Here is a 19535-nt window from a genome sequence, read left to right on the forward strand (position 1 = left end):
GATTATTCCTTTATTTTATGATGAGGACTGAGCTCTGTTATTAACTTAATACTCGAGACCATTTGGTCTAACTGAAAGTGGGGCTGTAACTGCAAAACCGAAAAGTAATGCCCCGGGTTTGCTTTATTTTCACTTACTTTTATTTTTGCATTACTCAGTGGATATTTGCTTCTAATATGCTCAGACGCGGAGTCTGACGCAGTAGTGTAGTTATTTATCCAGGCCTGTAAGTCTCTTTCACAGGCCTGTGCTGTGCTATAAGACCCCACACGATCGCGGGCTAATAATTTTAAATAGTGCGCAAAGCGCGATACACACAAAATGTATTGCAACATAGACGATAAGCGCGCATTGATATTGGCAGCACTTGAGTCGTAATTTTTTGTTTTTTGAACCGATGCATTACTGTAAAAAACAATATGCTCCGTATTTGTAACCGAAGAAGCTGGGATAAAACCGAGCTCAGAAAATTGCTTTTCAAACTTACTGGTTACTAATAAATCAAGTGGCGGCTTTGCCTCTTTTTGATAGGTATCGTTTGCAAAGCTATCACGAGCAAGCCCTGTTACTAATCCCTTAGAGACTTTGCCTGGCTCTATACCACGAATGTGACCAAACCAACCGCTGTCGCAGTAAGCTCTAATTATTGTTGATACAAACTGATACGCTGCACTGCCCCACAACATATCTGTTTCTGGATTTTTTATTTGTTCTTTGAAGTAAAAATCTTGATGGCGTTTGCCATCATTAACATAAGGCGGCCTAACTAACACATGAGGCAAGGTAAACCCCATGAAGCGCGCTTCTTCCATTTTTCTAAAACTTTGCCATTTTATATATTCTGGTTGTTCAAACTGATTAAATAAATCAGAGTAATAACCTAAATCTGAAAAGCTATCAGCGCCAAATAAATTAGCCGATGCCGAACAGATAAAAGGAGAAAATGCAGCCGCTGCCGTTCTTGATACCTCTTTTATGGTATCAATATCGTTGTAAATAGTGCCTGCTGAGCAACCATTACTAATTTCGTAATCACCAATTACAATACCAAAAGGCTCGCCTCCGGCACTGTCAAACTCGTTTTGATAAAGTAACTGAAAAAACATACTTTGATCAAAATCAATCGCTTTGTTCACGTCTTTTGAGAGCGTTGACCAATCACAATTGAGCAATTTAACTTTTACTTTTTTTTCTTTGTCTTGTTGCTCTGTTTGTAATAATAACCACCATAGATTACGCCAACTAGCTTCTAAACGTTGAAAGCTATCTGCATGAATTATGTGATTGAGTTGCGATGAAATAAGCTGATCGAGTTCAATAATTACACGTTGTAAATAAGGACTTAAAGACTCCTTATTCCAAGAAAGGGGAGAATCAGAAGAGCCTTCAAGCCATAACAATAACGCTTTATCTAGGTTTTTTTCATTTAAAAACCTATCAAGCAAAGCGTCATTATCACTAATTCGAGACTGTGACTTTTGTTGAAAAGTGAAGTCTTGATTTATAAATGAAAACTCTTCGTGATTCATTCTATTGCATCATCCTTAATGCGAGAGAGCGGTATTATTAACCGATCTCTGGGATTTTAGCTACAAGACGTAAAGAAGACGTTAGTTCTTCCATTTGTAACCAAGGCTTCAACCAAGCAACAGCGTTGTAGGCACCAGGTTGACCTGGGATCTCTTTTACAGATACTTTTGCATCTGCAAGAGGGTAACGTGCTCTAATGTCTTGACCACCGCCCTCTGTCGCATTTACATATGACAGGATCCAACGGTTTAACCATGATTCAACGTCTTCGGCTTCCATAAAGCTACCAATCTTGTCACGTGCCATTACTTTTAGGTAATGAGCAAAGCGAGAAGTTGCCATTAAGTATGGTAAACGCGCTGAAATAGCAGCGTTAGCCGTGGCATCAGGCGTTGAGTAAATTTTTGGTTTTTGACAGCTTTGACCACCAAAGAAAACAGCATAATCAGTATTTTTATAGTGACATAAAGGTAAGAAGCCTAACTGACTTAACTCTGCCTCACGACGATCTGTAATGCCAATTTCTGTTGGACATTTTAGATCTGGATCACCATCATCACTCGTAAATATGTGCGTCGGTAAACCTTCCACTTTACCACCACCCTCAGCACCTCGAATAGCAGTACAGAAACCGTATTGAGAAAACGCAGCGGTCATGTTGGTTGCCATAGCGTATGCAGCATTACTCCAGCAGTAATCACTATTATCAGTACTTACTGAACGGCCATCTTGTGCTTCAACTTCAAACTCTTCATAGTTGAACTCTTCAACAGGTTTTGAAGCGGCACCATATGGTAAACGCGAAAGGAAACGCGGCATTGTTAATGACACAAAGCGTGAATCATCGCTGTCTCTAAATGAGCGCCATTTAGTGTATTCTAGTGATTCAAATACTTTTTCTAAATCGCGTGGTTTAGTAAGTTCTTCCCAATTATCAAAACCAAATAAAGACGGTGAAGACGCAGCAATAAATGGACAGAATCCAGCTGCAGCCACATTAGACATTAAGCTTAATGTTTCAACATCTTCAGGGTGATTAGTAAATTCAAAGTCACCTACGATAGTGCCATATGGTTCACCACCTGGAGTACCAAATTCAGACTCGTAAATTTTCTTGAAGGTTTGGCTTTGATCAAACTCAACGGCTTTACTTAAGTCTTTATGTAGCTCTTTTTTCTTCATGTTTAAAACACGAATTTTTAATGTAGAACTTGTTTCAGAGTTCATCACTAAGTGATGTAAACCGCGCCATGAGCCTTCAAGTTTTTGAAACTCATCTGAGTGCATCACTACGCTTAGCTGTTTTGAGATTTTTTGATCGATTAACTGAATAGCTTCATTAAACGTCACAGTCATGTTTTTATTCCATTGAACTGTGCCTTTTAATGCTTCTTCGGTTAATGTTTTTAGTAATTCTTCAGCACGGCTCGACTCTGTTTGTTTGGTCGCACCAATTGCTTGCTCTAATAGTGAAGAACTTACTTCTGATACCGATTCTGATTCTGTTGCTAATTGTTCAGTGCTCATTTATCAGTCTCCTCTAAGTTAAGTTCTTTAGCCATCGAGTCTAAGCTTGCTGTATTGCTTAATACTTCTTCAAGTACGTTTTCAAGCTCTTCTGAGCGGTCAATCTTGGTCATTAAGTCACGCAGTTTGTTGCGTGTTTCCATCAACTTACGTAGTGGCTCGACTTGATTTACAACCGCTGCAGGCTCAAAATCGTCAATCGACTTAAAGTTCAAGTTAACTTCAAACTGAGAACCATCATCTGTTAATGTGTTGTCTACTTTTAAACGCAGAGAAGGACTCATACGTTTTAATACATCATTAAAGTTATCACGATCAATTTGAATAAAACGTCTATCTTTTAGTGGCTTAAGCGCTTCTGTATTATCACCAGAAAAATCGCCCATTACACCCACTACAAAGGGTAATTCTTTTTTTACTGCCGCGCCCTCAGTTTCCACATCATAAGTGATATGTACTCTAGGTTTACGAACTCGTTTTAACTTATCATGGATACTCATTGAGAACTCCTTTTACTATGTTTCAGTTTCGCTGATCTTAATGCCAGACAACTTAAAGTACCCAGTCCTAGCATCACTATCTGTAATTAACTCATTTAATAACTCAGGTAGCGATAATTCGCTCCATCGAATAACTTGTTCTATCGTATAAGACATTGGTGAATGAGGTTCAGTCTTTCTGAAAAAGGTCGCAATTTCTTGAAGTTTTTTTATTGCGTTTTCTCTCGAATCAATCTCATCACTGCCACGCTTTTTAGGTTGCGCTGAATCTGTTTCAATCGCATCCTCAACGAGTTCCTCTTCAGGCTCAGCGTTTGCTTTATCTAGTGCAATTTGTGCTGCTTCAAGTTTATCTGCTGCAACATGTTTTACCGCAGCTAAGCTCACTTCTAAAGCCTGTTTGATATTAGAAGTAGGTTGTGGCTCGCCCGTCACCTCATCCATAACTTCACTCAAAGCGGCAAATTTTTCTATCGCATCTTCAATATCATTTTTTAAAGATACAAAAAATTCGGTACTGGTCTCGGCTGCGCTTTTTTCAAGCTGTTCAAAATCAACGGCACCTTGAGTTATCTTCTTTTCGCGTTTTTCATCACTTAAACGTGAAATGTCATAACCTTGCTGATATTCCCAAAAAGAAAAAGGATCCATACTGACACTGTCTGTCATGTATATACTTTTAATTGGAATAATTAACGTACCTTCACCGGCACTACCATTTAAGCCAACTAATGCAGATACTTTGTCTGAAATTTCATCACCATCATCAAGTGTTGGATAAAGTGACTCAAAATGATGTTCCAGCAAGTGCTTAGCAATGCTAAAGCCAAACGCAATTCCTTTGAATCCATGAACGCGACATAAGCCTTCAATTAGCCACGCTAGGTATTCAATATCCTTACTTTCGGTTTTAATTGCCTCACTGCATTGCTCAAGTAGCGGAAGCCAATCTCGAGAAAGCGACGCAATTCCCTCTTCATCGACTAGCGCATTTCTTTCAGCCGCACGAAGTTGGTTTCTTAAATCTTTTAAGGCGTAGTAAGTAGACGTTGGAGAGACATCTGAGCGCGGATCAATACCTGCAAACTCAGTATCTGAAATAGGGGAAATATACTCTTCAAATAAAAACATTCCATTGTCCTAAACATTATCCATATTCTCTAAATCTTAGAGCGGGAATAATATTACATTCTTTAAATTAAATTACAAGCATCGACGCTATCATACAGATAAGCTGGCTATTGTTGTTTTGTAAACAGTTGAAATAACAGCTTTATTGTTCCTAATTTGTTTACAGTTTTTTTTGTCAATTACGTGAAAACAAGTCGAAAAGGCTATTTTATGAACAGCGGTATTGTCGCTTCATCAGCAAAACGGCAAGATTCTATCTGTTGGTCACCATCCACATCATCATATTTAACCAAAATACAGGTCACATTATCTCTTGCCCCTCTAACCAATGAGGAGTGCATTAAAGCCATTCCTGAATCAATAATGCTACTGGGCTCTAATGACAAACATATGTCTTCATCTGATAATTCACCGGTGAGGCCATCAGAACATAGTAAAAAGATATCGCCTTTGTTTATATCACCCTCAATTACATCAACTTTCACTTCATCCATTACGCCCACAGCACGGGTAATGACATTAGATAATGGGTGGCTTTTAGCTTCTTCAACAGAAATCATTCCCTCGTCAATTAAGTCATTAACTTGACTATGATCTCGAGAAACTTGAGTTAGTTTGCCATTACGTAATAAGTAGGCTCTGCTATCGCCAGCCCATAATATGTAATAGCGCTCATTTTTAACAAACAAAGCCGTTACTGTACTACCTGCTGTTTTATTACTTAAGTATTCAGCGCTATATTGATTTAATTGCTTATTTGCATCTTCTATGGCTTTAACAATATGGTTTACGGTTAAGTCTTCTAACCTGAGCTTTTCAACGGTAGTTCTAATCACATCAACCACTAATTGACTAGCAACTTCACCCGCTTCATGCCCGCCCATACCATCAGCCACAACCCATAAGTTATGGCTGTTAATTTCTACGTGCGCATCTTCATTAAGCTGCCTCACTGCACCTCTATGAGTAATGGCATAACTTGTACTTAAATTGCTAATCACTATTTTTTACCTGTGTGTAATTCCATTCCCAATGCTTCCAACGTCCATCTAGCATAGCGGCTACTTGATTAACTGGCGGTAATGCTGACGTGATCAGTACCATCGGCTTTATGTTGCAAGAACCATGTGTCCACCAAACACTATAATCTCCATATTTTTTATGTAAAATCGCATGCATGGCATCTTGTAAAATATGGTCGCTTAACTCAGTCCCTGAAAACTCTAAAGCAATCGCGTGTTTGTTTTTATCAGCAGAATTTGCATAACTTACTTGCTTTTTATTTGCAGCAACTTCACTTAATGTACTGGCTAGTTCTTTTCGCCAAGAGAACAAATCCACTGAACCATCAAGTACTTTAAGAACAGCATCTTCGTACTCTAATGAAAAAACACCAGAATGAAGCACATCAACAGGAGCAGTATGAGTTGCACGAGTCACAGTGAGTGGATAGTGCCTTCCTACTGCATCCATACTGGGCAATAACGTACCCATAATGCCGGTATCACCCACAATATTAGGGCTTAAAGCAAAGTGCCAAACAGGGCCAGTTAGGTAGCTTTCTTGCCAAACATCACCAAGTTGCTCTTTACTTACAGCAATGGCAGCTTGCAGCCATTGCTCCCAATGCTCTGAAAACTCTTTAGTTACATTATCTTGAACAAAGTCGCCTAAACAAGGCACCTTGCCAAGATAACCAATATCTACAATCGGGTCGGACATGAAAACTTCTCTACACTGCTGTTCCAAAACGGATGCCTGATTGAGCTAGGCAGTAATTCTACTTTTGCGTTGTTACCCATCAAAGAGAAATGTAACTCTAGATCTTGACGTGTTTTGCTGCGCTTTTCACTGAGCTCATCCAGCATTCGATAAAGTGACCACTCTCCTTGATAAGTTGTGTTAATTGAACGTCCACCGTTTGGCGGTGTAAACACAACGCGGGTTTTACTTTGACCACTAGCGCCAGGCCATACAAAGTTTGTAACCTTAAGAGGACCATGACGGTAAATCATTGACTGACCATCAATTTCAATCATAAAACTAGATACCGTTTTATCTAAATTAAAAGTACGTAAGCCAAACTCAATTCTTGGGGTATTACTACCACGTTCAAAAAATGCGGTTTGAATTTTGAAAGCGTGCTCAAACATTTTTAAAGTGTTATTGCTAATACCAATATCTTTTTCAAATTTCCACGGGCTAGAGCTCATATCCACACTCGGAGCTACATAGCTATTAAAAAAGTTATCTATGGTGCCATTAGGGCCAAAGAAGCGAGTAAAGTCTTTAATACTAACTTCTTTTTCTGCCTGCGGAGCAAATGGGTAACGCCCTACAATTGCTGCGTTATACTCGCGCAACACTTTACTTTTCCAAATTTCATTTAAATGTCTGTTGGCACTATTTTTGGTTATGTTGCTAGTATCTCTACTTATATCTAGTAACCAACTATTGAACGGATAAGGCAAATCACTACTTTGGTATTCTAATTGACGAATAAAGCTGGGTTTACTCTTACCACTAATTTGATCTTTAATTGAGTATTTTAGCTGATCGCCTCTATCAAGTTTTGTCAGATAAATATTCAACTCTCTTAAGTTTTTCTGAATATTATCAAGCTGCTGAATATCTATATCGATAATGTCTTCAAACGCCTCTTCAACTTGATAGCCCGGTAGCTCGACTTCAAACTTAGGCGCTTCGTCAGGTAAAAAGCGTTTAATTCGATTTGCTTTCGTTTGCATCGCAACTTTAGCGGCATTAGCCGCAATATCCCCTGCTACCTTTTGGTTTTCTGAGACAGGTAGCTTAGTTAGTTGAACATTCTTTTTAACTGCATTGATGATATTTTTTATTGGCGCTTCTGAACCTGCTAATACATCAGTAATATTCACACCCTCAGCAGGTGAGCTGTATTGATTAAGGCTCAAGTCATCTAAAAACGACTGCCAATAATAGATATAATCTTGAAAATAACGTTGCTCTAGCTTCTTTTCTATCTCTGCTTTAGAAATATCATACGTGCCAGAGGCTTCTTGACCATACACCCAGCTACTGGCCATTAAGTTGCCAAGCATTTTTCCTTTTTCAATATTAAAAATGCCATGGAAGCCGTTAAAAGTGTATAACCCTGGAATACTGCGCGTTAAATCTCCATTATTACGAAAAGTAAATTTTTGCGCACTTTCAAAGCTAATAATATCGGTTAATCTGAAAGGCGGAATACTGCTATCAAGAAAATCAGCTTGAAGTCGTTGGTATGCTCTTTCTGCAATTGGTAGTTTAGTAAGTTCTGCACGAGCTACTCTAACCGCCTGATTGTCTATTTCAGTTTGTGTAACGCCCTCTTTTAACAATGCAGCAATATGATTCATCAGCTCAGTACGCGTCTGCATGTTCAAATCACCGGGTAAATTTCTATCTAAATAAGCACTAAACCAGACCGTAATATCTTCACTTTCGAAATACTCAGGATTAAATAGCATTAAATAACATTTCAGCGTTTCATATAAATAACTCAGATGCTCAGGATGAGCTTCCATTTCTTTTATTAACGTGTTGGCAATAAAAGGTTCTAAATAGGTTTGTAAAGAACGTTTATAGGCATTAGCAGAAGACGCTTTAATTTCAGTAAGTTTATTAAAGCCAACTGAAGATGCATCCTCAGGATCAATAAATTGAGCATTAGTTGCTGGTAGGTTTCTTAATGCATTTAATCGGTCATTTAGTACCAGTAAATTATTTCTGTCAAAAGACGATGAGTCTAATTCTTGGTATGTAGTAATTGCTTCATCTGTGGCATCAATTAAGTTGCTATTCCATGCAAAGCTAAAATACCAAGAAATTGAAAAACCAAGTAAAGCAATGCACGCAAGTGATACACTAGCAACACGAAGCCACTTATTTTGCTTATCATGATGTTTGTTAGTGCTTGCTAAGTTTTGCTCAGGAAAAATAACACTCTCTAAAACGTTTTTAATAAAAAAACTTTTAGATTGGTTTATATAATCGGTTTTACCTGCACTAGCATCATTTAAAAAGCTTGAAGGGGTACCCTCTTGAGTTGCGCTGGTTAAATACACGCCTCTGAACATAGGTAACTCTTCATAAGCGTTAGGAGTAAAAATCTCTTTTAAGAAGTCATCAGCTACCCCTTGTAGCACACGTAGCTGTCTGGGGAATTCAAAGATTTTAGCTCGAATAGCTTCATTACGCTCGTTGATTAGTCGGCGGTTCAACATCTCTGTAAGTTTAGAAATTAAAGCATGGAATTCTTTGTTGAATGCATCGACTTGAGTATCTTTATCTAAATCAAGCTCAAAGGTGATCCCCCAAACTTGTTCACATTCTTCTTCTGTAAGTTCGCCAAAGAACTCCCTGAATCCTTCAATTAAATCTACTTTAGAAAAAATAACATAGACAGGAAATGTCATACCAAGCTGGTTTTGTAATTCTTGAAGGCGTTGTTTTATAGCACGCGCATGAAGATTTCGCTCAGTTTTTGTCTGACTCATAAGTTCAGAAATACCCATACTGATCATTACCCCATTTATAGGGCGTAATGGCCGATGCTTTCTTAGTAAACCAAGAAAGCCTTCCCATGCTCTAGAGTCATGTTTAGCGTGGCTACTTTGCGTTGTGTAACGACCAGCGGTGTCGATTAATACCGCTTTATTGGTAAACCACCAATCACAATTGCGCGTACCACCAACACCATGCACTAAATCAACTCCAAGCTTATCCTTTAATGGGTAATCTAGGCCTGAATTATGAATAACCGTTGTTTTACCTGCGCCAGGTGGACCAATCATGATATACCAAGGTAACTGGTATATATTTTTACCTTTAAATAGTTTTACGTCTTTGAGTAAATCTATGGCTTCATTCATTCTGGTTTTTAAGGTGGTTATTTCTTCATTAACTTCACTACTATTTGCATCGTTGTTATCTATTAGCTCATCTGCCATTTTTTCATCACGTTTGCTTTGCTGCATAAGGCGATAAATTTTGGTCACAGAAAAAACAAGTAGTATCAATAAAATAGTTAATAGTCTTGCTGCAACACCGGCAAGCGGTACATAATCTGCAACCGCAATTAAAGGGCCACCAAACCAAATTAATAATGACAAGGCTAAAAAACCGATAATTAGCATAGCGGTTCGAGACGTTAGTGCGTAGGTTATTTTTTTAAATTTTTGTGAGAAACTCATTACAGCCTCATTAAAATAATAGATCGATTTCAATTCTGCGGTTTAACGACCGAGAAGCTGAATCTGAATTGCTGGCGATAGGCTCTGCTGCGCCCTTTCCTTCTGGCCATAGACGACCGCTCAAGTTGGTGCTTTTAGCCATTAAATTAGCAACCTGTGTTGCTCTAGCTAAAGATAGATGCCAATTAGAAGGGTACTTATCAGTGCTAATTGGTAAGTCATCTGTGTGACCTGTTATGAGGACTCGCCCTTTAGTTCCTTCTAGGCTTAACGCTAACTTTTCTAAAATAGGCTGGAATGAAGGGAGAAGTTGTGCGTCTCCTTGCTTAAACAAGTTTTCACTATTAATTGTAATGCGGATCCCGTCAGAGTTTTTAGCAACGGCGACAATCCCCATTTTAATCTCTGTTTGCAGCAACTGTTCAAGCACACGTAACTGCTGATCTTTTTTATCAACCGTTTGGTTGACTGCTAAGGGGTGAATACCAGCTAGTTTTTCATTAACCGCAAAAACATCATTATTCAGCTTCATATTTATCGATAAATAAATCATCAATAATATTAGTCCCAATACAGAAAATATGACCCACAGTGGGACTTGATTTCTCAGTTCAACACCAGCCGCCACTCTCTGCTTCCAGTTTGGAGACAGGTTGTTGTTGATTGGCCCATTAAGCTGGTTTAATAAATGATAAAGTTGTGAACGGTAATCTTCAATTTTTGTATCACCACCGGCACCTAGGCGGTATTTACCCTTAAATCCTAAGTTCAAGCAATGATATTGCAACTCTAAAAATTGTTGATTTCTCTCAGGTTGAGCTAGTCCTGAATCAAGTAGCGTGTAAAAATATTCACCGCCGAATGTTTCTTTATGAAAGGTAGAAAGCAGACTTTCATCAGCCCATTCCATTGAGCTCCATTTTGAGTTCAATACAGACTCATCAAGAATGGCGCACAAACAATAGCGCGAATTATTGATCACTTCTTTTGATAAGTGCTGATTGCGAACTTCCACTTCAAATCGTTTGATAGCCTCAACACAACGATGCTTAAGCGCTGCGAGGTTGCTCATTTCAAGCGATTGATTAATTGAAATTACAAGAGAAAAACAATCGGTTGCCGCTTCTAACAAAGGATTTTTAAATATCGATACTTTGCTACTACCCAGCGGTTTTGAAGAAGGTGGCTCGACTGACATCACTGTTTTATCAGCGTCATTTTGCGCCGGATTACTACTTGGCGTGTTTCGGCCTAGTCTACCTGGGCGTGGTTTGATAATGGTTTCGTCCATTGAAACTCTTCCTTTTAAAAAGTTAAGTTCTTATCGCCCAGAGGCTTAATTGCAGCTCTGGGTAGCTTCCTGAGAGGTGAATAGCAATTCCCCCACTGGAACGTAATTTATCCCAATGCTCACCATGCCTATTTAATTCAAAATAATGAAAACCAGCATGATAAGGAATTTGTCTTGGTGCTGTTGGTAAATTACTAATCGTAATACCTGGAATTTGGTTGTTTACCAAATCTCGAATAGTTTCTACACTGCCAATTTTAATTTGCGAAGGTAGAATTTTTCTTAATTCTTCATGGGGCACACTGGCTTTAATTGCTAAAACAAATTGAGCTGAGTTGAGAATAGACTTGTCTTTTAGCGCGCCAAAAGAAATACCAAATTTGCTTTGCTCAAGTTTAATTTCAGTTGCTGTTTGCTCAATAACATGGCTTAACGACTGGTATAAAAAGTTAACTACTTCATTAAATACCTGCCCTAAATTAGTATGGTCATAATTAGGTAATTTAGGCACTCTTTTATTGGCCGTGCTGAAAGTTGATAACTCGCCCGCCAGCTCAATTAAACGACTATAAAATACATTAGGGTGTAAACTATTGACGCTAAGCAAGTTATTAAATATCGCATCATACTTATTTAGTGTTTGCAGCATGATAAAGTCAGCAACTGAGGTGCTTCCTGCATAGCCTTGACTGAGTCTAGCGGCTATGCTTTCAGCGCGTTGCTTTATCATTGAACCAATTTCTCTAACTAACCCTGATAAAGGTTTGCATTGCCCTACTTTTAAAGATGGAGGAATATACTTGGCATCTAACTTTATTTGCCCTTCACTACTCACATCTATAATTCTCGCCAAAGGCAGTACGATATAGCCTGAGTGATCATCAGAAGACAGCATCAATTTGCTATACACTTTCGCAACTTGAATAATTTCTTGAGACTGCGCTCCTAATAAATCATCACTCACTGACAGGTCATTGAGTTTATAGCGAGTCACTGTATTATCGTCGGCTGAAGATATATTAATCCCGCTATTTTTTAGCGCAGGGATGGCAAGATAAACAACTTCATCAAAAACATCTTTATTAACCACTAGCGGTTCTGGTAATGACGTTGATTGAGGCATATCTATTGGTAATAAATCTGGAGTGATTGCTGATAATGAGTCCACAGCAAACTGCCCGCTGTTAAGCAATTCATTATCAATACTTATATCGATTAACCCCCATGGATCAGCAAGATTGCCACTGCATACTTGCTTGATAACATTGGAAATATACTTATCTGCTTGTTGAAAGTGCTGAGGTCTTAAAAACATCCCTTCAGTCCAAGCAACACGAGTGTTATCACCCATTTTTAAAAATCCTTTTTTATTGCTCTCTCATGTATGTCGCAATTGCTTCTACATTTACATTAATATCGTCATAACCGGTAGGGTCAACTTCTATAACGGCTCTCCATCTTGCTTGATCTATATTTCTATAAGCAACAACAACCCCAACGTAACGCGTATTACGATTAAGGCTCATTTTATATTGCTGTACTGAATCAGGCTGAAGTTCTAACTCATCTTTTTTTAATAAGTCAGGTCCGAGTATCTTTTCAGGTGTGTCATACAAGCTAAAAAAGTCCTGCGTGTCAAAAATAGTTCTTGAGCTAAGCTCAAAAATTTTCATTACCACTGGAGAAGGACGTTCTGATGTATCTGGATTAACACTTTTAGATACATTAATGATCAGATCGGTAGAAGGGGGTACGATTTTATTCATCGTCGTACATCCCAGTACCAAAAATAGTAAACTAAAACTCAATAAGTAGAGCTTAACTTTGTACATTATTTACTTTCCTTTCTAGTGCGTTTCTTTGATTCGATCGTTATATGCTTTTAAGAAATCGTCAGACAATGCCATGGCACCTTTAGTGCTCACTTCCTGAGAAATATCATCATATAAACTTTGATATAACTTCCAGCATTTAGACTCTATTTGACCAGGGATAATTTTTAACACATTAGAATTATCATTTGCCTGCTGATTAATTTGCATGGGAGAAACCTGCGACAACATCCCTTTTAATACGCCATCTGCACCAGCGAGTAATGCATGCTCATGCTTACGTGTGTCTATAAAGCTTTCTTTGATAGATTCATTCGAAGACAGAAAGCTTGCACTATTTTTTATGAACAAGTTCTGAATAACGTCATCAATGTTGGCAGAAAATTTTAATGGATTGTTTTGCTCAGCCTGAAACATCGTATGATTCAATCTTAATTTGTTTTTTACAATCGCGCGTTGACGTAAAGATTCCATAAGCTCAGTGAGCAATAAATTTAGCCCTTGACCCATTTCAAACCACAGTTTTTCATCATTCAGTGAACCTTTAAGCTCGTCTTTAACACCAAGTCCCTTTAAAAACGCATCAGATAAAATCTTGTCACTTTGAACCACGTTTTTTACTGGTGCAGACTGTATGTCCGGCTTGTGCTCATTAGCGTGGCTATTTGAACGGGGGGGTTCTTGAATAGGCGCAGGGGTATCAACAGGTACTGATGAATTGTTAGCGTTATTGCCAATATCAAACTCATCGGTATTCATAAGGCGCGTTAATTCATCCCAGTCTTCAGGAATATGGTTATCTGTTGTTTGTTGCGCAGTCACTGATATCTCAGGCATCGACTCATTCATAATTGAGTCATCGAATAAAGGTATCTCCTGCTCAGCCGGTTGAGTATTTTGCGCAGCAAAAGAATCTACTGATTGAAAGTTGCTTGGAGCAGAGTTACTCACATCGGCTTGCTGATCAGATGCTAGCACCACATTGACTTGAAAATCGCCAATGGTTAATACGTCACTGTCTGACAAACGTTGTTTGTTACCTTGGCCAAGCGGTGCTACAGCAAAATTAATAAATAAACCATTGGTTGAATTATCGTACACGTAAAAAGAGTCACCTTCTTTTTCTATTGTGCCGTGTTTACTTGAGATTATTTTTTCGGGATCGGGAAGGTGCCAATCACACGCTTCAGAACGACCAAAAGTTAATGAATCTTTTACAGTTTTGGTAGCTTCAATTTCAGGCGAGAGTCTGTGATAACTAGTGATGTTTAGTATCAGTTCCATTTGATAAGTCAGTCCCTTATATCATTATTGTGAACAGGATAAAGTAGAAGCGAAACTATTGTCAACATTGAAATGAACACAGAAAAATATCGCGCTATTGATTTTGTATCTAAAACAGGACGTTTGATAAACGCATTATATAGCGTTGAACTATTTTATTTTAATGCTTTATAACTAGGCTAAAAATAGCCTGTTTTAGAGACACCTTCTAGCTTTAAACAGACTTTTTCAATTAACAATAAGGCAAGTTTACCTACAACAATATGTCATTCAGGCATTGCTATAATTGTATATTTTTGTAAAATACATCCTTATATCAGAGGGAAAATTGATAGATAAGCAGAGAATATTTACCTTTGTAATTATTTAACTTAACACAATAAAAGGATTTTTTTATGAGTAGTACTAATGATAACAACGATAAAACTCAGATTGCTTCCCTAGACTCAAACAACAAAAAAGCGTCGAGCATTCGTAAACAAAACCTACTTGGCAAAAAAATATCTGGCCGCTACTTTATTGAAGAGCTGATCGGCCAAGGTGGGATGTGTTACATCTACCGTGCGCGCGATACCTTTTTAGAAAACAGCAGTCGCTCAGAAGCCACAGTAGCAATTAAAGTACTTCAAGAAGAATTCTCAAGCTCTGAAGAAGCTATTTCATTACTAAAGGATGAAACAGCAAAAACACAGCAGCTTTCACACCCAAGTATTGTAAAAGTGTACTCAGCAGACTCTGACGGCGATTTATATTATGTCACTATGGAGTTAATTGAAGGGGAAACACTAGAACAAATAATTAAACGAAACAAGCCCTCTGGTTTAGCATTTAAAAAAGCAAAAGTTATTTTGGAGCAGTTAACCAACGCGCTTATATATGCCCACTCCCGTGGCGTCATTCATAACGACCTTAAACCTTCAAATATTATTTTTGACTCTAACGGCAATCTTAAAGTACTTGACTTTGGTATTGCCAAACATAAAAGCTTAGACGATCAATACGCTGTAAAAAATGACAGTGAGTTGGCAACAATTGGTGGCTATACCCCAACATACGCAAGTCCTGAGCAATTAAAAGGTGGTGAAGCATCGGTGAAAGACGATGTTTTTTCTTTTGCCTGTATTGCCTATGAACTTCTCAGCAGTAAACACCCCTTTAACCGTGTTGCTGCAGACAAAATACCTAAAAGTACAACGGTGAAAAAACCAAGTAACTGCCCTATTCTTTTGTGGAACAATTTAAATAAAGCATTAATTTTAAATGCAAGTCAAAGGCTTGAATCATTAGAACCAATTTTAAAAAGCCTCACAACAAATTTAAAGCCTGCCATTTTTGCAAGCGTCGCTAGTATCGCCATTATTGGTTTAATTACGCAAAATTATTACTCAAGCTCTGATAATACAAAACAATTACAGGCACAACTCGATAATGCCAAAGCAATTAACCAACAAGTAGAAGCGTGGATGTCTTGGCAAGGACCAACTATTTTAAATAAACTTGAACAAATTCCACCACAATATGAAGTGCTTAAACAAGGGTTACTAAGATCAAACCAGCAAAGCATATTAGAGAGCTTTAATGATGAAGCTAATCAGTTTAATAATATTGCAGGTCGTAAATTTAAAGATTTTGATAAAATCATAGCCGTCTACTCTGATGCATTAGATTATTACCCTGATTCAGAAAAACTGTCGATGCAATTAGAAAGTGTACTTAGAGAACGCCAATCAATTATTTTTGATATTACAGCCAGAATCGATTTATTACTTGAACAGTCGCGTTATAACGAAGAGCAGCCCAATAGTATTGCTCTCTTAGTTTCAGACTTAAAAGAAGTTGATAAAACTTACCGTTATCAGCCAACAGATCTTCATCTTGATAATTTTACTGTTGCGTTAAATACCGCTATAGAAAGTGACGATGTAATCACTCAAAAAGTTCTCTTAAACGTGGGTAAAATCGTTTTTACAAACAACAAAAAAGCGGATGAGTTACTAGCAAATTTAATGCAGCGAGAATCTGCGATTAATGCATTAACTGCATATCAGCAAAAGGTTAATTTAGGCGAACAAGCCGACTTTCCGCGTGCCGATGCAGTGGTGTTTTATGGCCCTAAGTTTCAACGTTTCTCGGCTCAATTAGAAACAATAGAAGATCATAAAGCGTTAATGGAGTTTGAAGAGTTTATTAAGTCTGAATCAACAGCATTACCGAATGACTTCTCACTTTTAGTCTCGTTGAGAAAAGAATTGTCGAGACGTTACATCAGCACAGCTAACGATTTAATGAAAAAAAGAATGTATAAAGCTGCTGAGCGCTTAGTTGAAAAAAGTGAAGCGATTACTCAGTCTTTAGATAATATGCTTTAAAAAGAGTATATATTTATTGCTCAAAAATAGCACAGTGGTAATTGAATAACGATTACATAGCTATTAGACTAAAATCAAAATACAGATAACAAAGTCAAGGACGACGAGTGCATACATACCATCATACACTCCGCCAAGATTTTACATATTTAGAGTTTTTATAATTAATGGAGTACCTATGAAAAATTTAAGCTTACTAGCTGCAGCTCTGATACTCTCAGGCTGTTCAGCAACATCTAAAATCAGCAAAAGTGAAGATGTCGTTATTGAGCCTACGCCTCAAATGAGCGAAGAAAATGCACCAATATCACTGACGGTTATTACTAACCCAGCTGATTCTAGAGTACGGATAATGAATATAGTGCCAGTATATCAAGACGCTATTGAATTAGATTCCGGTAAGTATGATATCGAGGTAAGTAAAGCTGGTTATGTTACTTATAGAAAATGGATAACGGTTGATAAAAAAACCATTTTAACTATAGAGCTCGATGAAAAACAGTTAAGCCAATCAGCGCAATAGACTGTTTAAGAAAGTGAAATGCCTTTAATAAATAAAGGCATTTAAACATTAATAATAAACAGACCATGCATAACTACCCAAGCTTAGATTCACCGCAATACACAGCCACAATACCATTATAAATACACGTTTTTGTGACTTATGTCGTAAGGTTTGCTGAGCGATAAGTGCTCCAGGCCATCCTCCAAATAGAGCCAATAGATGTAAATGCCGTTCAGGTATACGATTTACTTGTTTACGGTTTGACTGCACTGCTTTTCGTTTATCCCACGCATAATATAAAAATGTGATACCACTGAGAAATGAAATATATATTGGTATAAACATCTCAATTTTATGATTTAAGTAAGCAAGCCATAATGCGACTATAAACACGCTCGAAAATATAATTAAGGTACTTTTTATCAAAAAATAATCGCCTATAATAAGAATAATAAAAATAAACACTCGGGTTAAATTATGACATATTTAAAGGCTGTGATGCTGCTGTTATCACTATCTATATTTAGTATTCAAGCAAACAACAAAACAGACTCACTAGCGCCAGAACTTGAGATATTCGCGCCTTACTTAGGGTCGTGGCAAGCTGATTTTAATACCGAAAAAGGTAAGCCAGGCATTCAAGATGTGAGTAAATGGCAGCGCGTACTCAATGGTAAAGCTATTCGTACTTCACACTCTATCAATGAGGGTGAGTATGGAGGGGAATCAATGATTTTTTACGATATTAAAAAGCAGTCTTTGGTGTTTTATTACTTTACTACCGCAGGCTTTTACACCAAAGGAACAATAAAGGTACTCAGCCCGACTCAGTTTGTTGCCTATGAAGATGTTACTGGTAGCAAAGAAGGGATCACTAAAGTTAAATCAACCAGTGAATTTAAAGATCAACAGTTTGTTGTTTCTACCTCTTATTTAAAAAAAGGGGAATGGACTAAACCGGAGCAGCGTATTTATACTCGCAGTACAAAAACCGTTAGATTTAAATAATCTTTGGACTTAAAACTCAAAAGGCAGCCTAAGCTGCCTTTGTTATTTATAAACCGCTATTATTTTGCGAATTTTTTAAATGGTTCGTCAACTGGTGTATCAGCTAGGTGATTGGTGTAATTGCTCATTACTTTTTGCGATAAACCAACAATTATTTCTAGCAGTTGCTGTTTACCGTAACCTACTGCAAAAAATTTCTCAATTTGCTCATTGCTAATTACGCCGCGATTGCGTGTCATTGCAAGCGTAGTTTCACGCAGCGTTTCAAGTTTTACATCTGCAAGTGGTGTTTCATTAACGAGTGCATCAACAATACCTTGATCAACTTTCATTGAAGCGGCAATTGCGCTGTGTGCTGGTACACAGTAATGGCATTCGTGCTCAACATTAATTGACTGCCATACCACTGTTAGCTCTTCTGCGTTAAACGATGTTTTTTGAAATAAGTCGTGCAGTACTTGGTAGCCTTTAAGTAGCGTAGGTGCTTCTGCCATTACTGCATGAAGGTTTGGCACCATACCAAATGCTGCTACTGAATCAGCCATAAGCGATTTTGAGTCTTCAGGTGCGTTGTCTTGAGTATATAACGTAAATTCTGCCATGTTCTGCTCCAATAAATTAATGTAATTAACTAACTTCGAAACACATACTATTTGATTTTGAGCGAGTGCTCAAGTTAAAATTGAACAGTCGCTCAATTTAATAGAAACTATTATGGCCAATAAAGTAAAATTTGAACGCGAGCAAGTTATTCGTGCCGCTAGTCAATTATTCTGGGAGAAGGGCTTTCATGCTACATCCACTCGCGATTTGCAAGATGCTATTAATATGCGCCCAGGCAGCATTTATGCGGCATTTGGCTCAAAGGAAGGTTTATATTGTGAAGCGATAAAAAATTATGCCAAGCAGATGCAAAGCCTAATAGATGAACGTTTAGCATCATGCACCAGTATTCTGGGGGCACTTCAAGACTTTGTAGAGTATGTTGTTATTTCCTCAAAAAGTCATACTCCAAGTGCCATCTGCATGTTAGTAAAGGCCAATAATGAATTTATTGAGAAAGACAGTTACCTTTACCAAATCAGTGCAGAGCTGATGATAAACTTTGAACATTACCTTACTGAACTATTTGCACTCGCCATAGCTGATAAAGAGTTAAGTGGGAATATTTCACCCGTAGAGTATGCTCGCTTTTTCCAAGTACAATTTACAGGATTACGTAGCTATTTTAATCGACCAAATGTAGAGAAATTAGCCAAACCAATGATCGAAAACATGTTTTCACTGATGAAGAGTCTTTAGCTTAAAACTAATTACAAATAAAAAGGCAGCTAATAAAGTTAGC

17 protein-coding genes are annotated in these 19535 nt (G+C 37.8%); 4 read left to right on the forward strand and 13 right to left on the reverse strand.

Annotation, left to right across the window (positions count from 1 at the left end):
* Window positions 1-2 precede the first annotated feature (2 nt).
* The 11 genes from tssC (B1F84_RS17400) to tagH all read right to left on the reverse strand — a co-directional run bounded on the left by tssC (B1F84_RS17400) (window position 3) and on the right by tagH (window position 14308).
* Window positions 3-1529 (reverse strand): type VI secretion system contractile sheath large subunit, encoded by a 1527-nt coding sequence (gene tssC, locus B1F84_RS17400; RefSeq protein ID WP_131692235.1) that lies wholly within the window; start codon window positions 1527-1529, stop codon window positions 3-5.
* A 37-nt stretch (window positions 1530-1566) separates the two neighbouring features.
* Window positions 1567-3057, reverse strand: coding sequence for a type VI secretion system contractile sheath large subunit (gene tssC / locus B1F84_RS17405; protein WP_076918759.1), 1491 nt, complete (start codon window positions 3055-3057; stop codon window positions 1567-1569).
* Window positions 3054-3557: a type VI secretion system contractile sheath small subunit gene (gene tssB / locus B1F84_RS17410; RefSeq protein ID WP_010389380.1), complete on the reverse strand. Its 504-nt coding sequence runs from the start codon at window positions 3555-3557 to the stop codon at window positions 3054-3056. Before tssB ends, tssC (B1F84_RS17405) begins: the two co-directional genes overlap by 4 nt.
* A gap of 15 nt (window positions 3558-3572) precedes the next feature.
* On the reverse strand, window positions 3573-4688 hold the full coding sequence (tssA, locus tag B1F84_RS17415; protein ID WP_131692236.1) for a type VI secretion system protein TssA: 1116 nt from the start codon (window positions 4686-4688) through the stop codon (window positions 3573-3575).
* 203 nt (window positions 4689-4891) lie between these two features.
* Entirely contained in the window at window positions 4892-5689 is a 798-nt protein-coding gene (locus B1F84_RS17420) for a protein phosphatase 2C domain-containing protein (RefSeq protein ID WP_076918761.1), read from the reverse strand.
* Window positions 5682-6410, reverse strand: coding sequence for a type VI secretion system-associated protein TagF (tagF, locus tag B1F84_RS17425; RefSeq protein WP_076918762.1), 729 nt, complete (start codon window positions 6408-6410; stop codon window positions 5682-5684). The genes B1F84_RS17420 and tagF overlap by 8 nt, the downstream gene beginning before the upstream one ends.
* Complete coding sequence (tssM, locus tag B1F84_RS17430) at window positions 6392-9901, reverse strand: type VI secretion system membrane subunit TssM (RefSeq protein WP_131692237.1); 3510 nt, start codon at window positions 9899-9901, stop codon at window positions 6392-6394. Before tssM ends, tagF begins: the two co-directional genes overlap by 19 nt.
* 10 nt (window positions 9902-9911) lie before the next feature.
* Window positions 9912-11192 (reverse strand): type VI secretion system protein TssL, long form, encoded by a 1281-nt coding sequence (tssL, locus tag B1F84_RS17435; RefSeq protein WP_076918764.1) that lies wholly within the window; start codon window positions 11190-11192, stop codon window positions 9912-9914.
* Window positions 11193-11214: 22 nt separating this feature from the next.
* A complete protein-coding gene (gene tssK, locus B1F84_RS17440) occupies window positions 11215-12543 on the reverse strand; it encodes a type VI secretion system baseplate subunit TssK (protein WP_131692238.1) in 1329 nt (442 codons plus the stop codon).
* Between the two features lie 16 nt (window positions 12544-12559).
* A complete protein-coding gene (gene tssJ, locus B1F84_RS17445; protein WP_076918766.1) occupies window positions 12560-13024 on the reverse strand; it encodes a type VI secretion system lipoprotein TssJ in 465 nt (154 codons plus the stop codon).
* Between the two features lie 15 nt (window positions 13025-13039).
* Window positions 13040-14308 carry a type VI secretion system-associated FHA domain protein TagH gene (gene tagH / locus B1F84_RS17450; protein WP_131692239.1) on the reverse strand — a complete coding sequence of 423 codons (1269 nt, stop codon included), beginning with the start codon at window positions 14306-14308 and terminating at the stop codon, window positions 13040-13042.
* Window positions 14309-14703: 395 nt separating this feature from the next.
* Here tagH and B1F84_RS17455 point away from each other — a divergent pair, with 395 nt between their 5' ends.
* Both B1F84_RS17455 and B1F84_RS17460 read left to right on the forward strand, forming a co-directional pair.
* Window positions 14704-16677, forward strand: a complete 1974-nt coding sequence (locus tag B1F84_RS17455; RefSeq protein WP_131692240.1) for a serine/threonine-protein kinase — start codon at window positions 14704-14706, stop codon at window positions 16675-16677.
* Between the two features lie 178 nt (window positions 16678-16855).
* Complete coding sequence (locus tag B1F84_RS17460; protein WP_131692241.1) at window positions 16856-17200, forward strand: PEGA domain-containing protein; 345 nt, start codon at window positions 16856-16858, stop codon at window positions 17198-17200.
* A gap of 48 nt (window positions 17201-17248) precedes the next feature.
* Here the strand turns inward: B1F84_RS17460 and B1F84_RS17465 are convergent, their stop codons facing one another.
* A complete protein-coding gene (locus B1F84_RS17465) occupies window positions 17249-17608 on the reverse strand; it encodes a DUF1294 domain-containing protein (RefSeq protein WP_131692242.1) in 360 nt (119 codons plus the stop codon).
* Between the two features lie 51 nt (window positions 17609-17659).
* Between B1F84_RS17465 and B1F84_RS17470 the strand changes: the two genes are divergently transcribed.
* Complete coding sequence (locus B1F84_RS17470) at window positions 17660-18190, forward strand: hypothetical protein (RefSeq protein WP_165489695.1); 531 nt, start codon at window positions 17660-17662, stop codon at window positions 18188-18190.
* A gap of 59 nt (window positions 18191-18249) precedes the next feature.
* Here B1F84_RS17470 and B1F84_RS17475 read toward each other — a convergent pair whose 3' ends face one another.
* The gene (locus B1F84_RS17475; protein WP_131692243.1) at window positions 18250-18792 is read right to left on the reverse strand and encodes a carboxymuconolactone decarboxylase family protein; all 543 of its coding nucleotides are present in this window, start codon (window positions 18790-18792) and stop codon (window positions 18250-18252) included.
* A gap of 112 nt (window positions 18793-18904) precedes the next feature.
* Between B1F84_RS17475 and B1F84_RS17480 the strand changes: the two genes are divergently transcribed.
* The gene (locus B1F84_RS17480; RefSeq protein WP_131692244.1) at window positions 18905-19492 is read left to right on the forward strand and encodes a TetR/AcrR family transcriptional regulator; all 588 of its coding nucleotides are present in this window, start codon (window positions 18905-18907) and stop codon (window positions 19490-19492) included.
* The last annotated feature ends 43 nt before the right edge of the window (window positions 19493-19535 follow it).

The organism is Pseudoalteromonas sp. DL-6 (genome assembly GCF_004328665.1).
Taxonomy (GTDB): Bacteria; Pseudomonadota; Gammaproteobacteria; order Enterobacterales; family Alteromonadaceae; genus Pseudoalteromonas.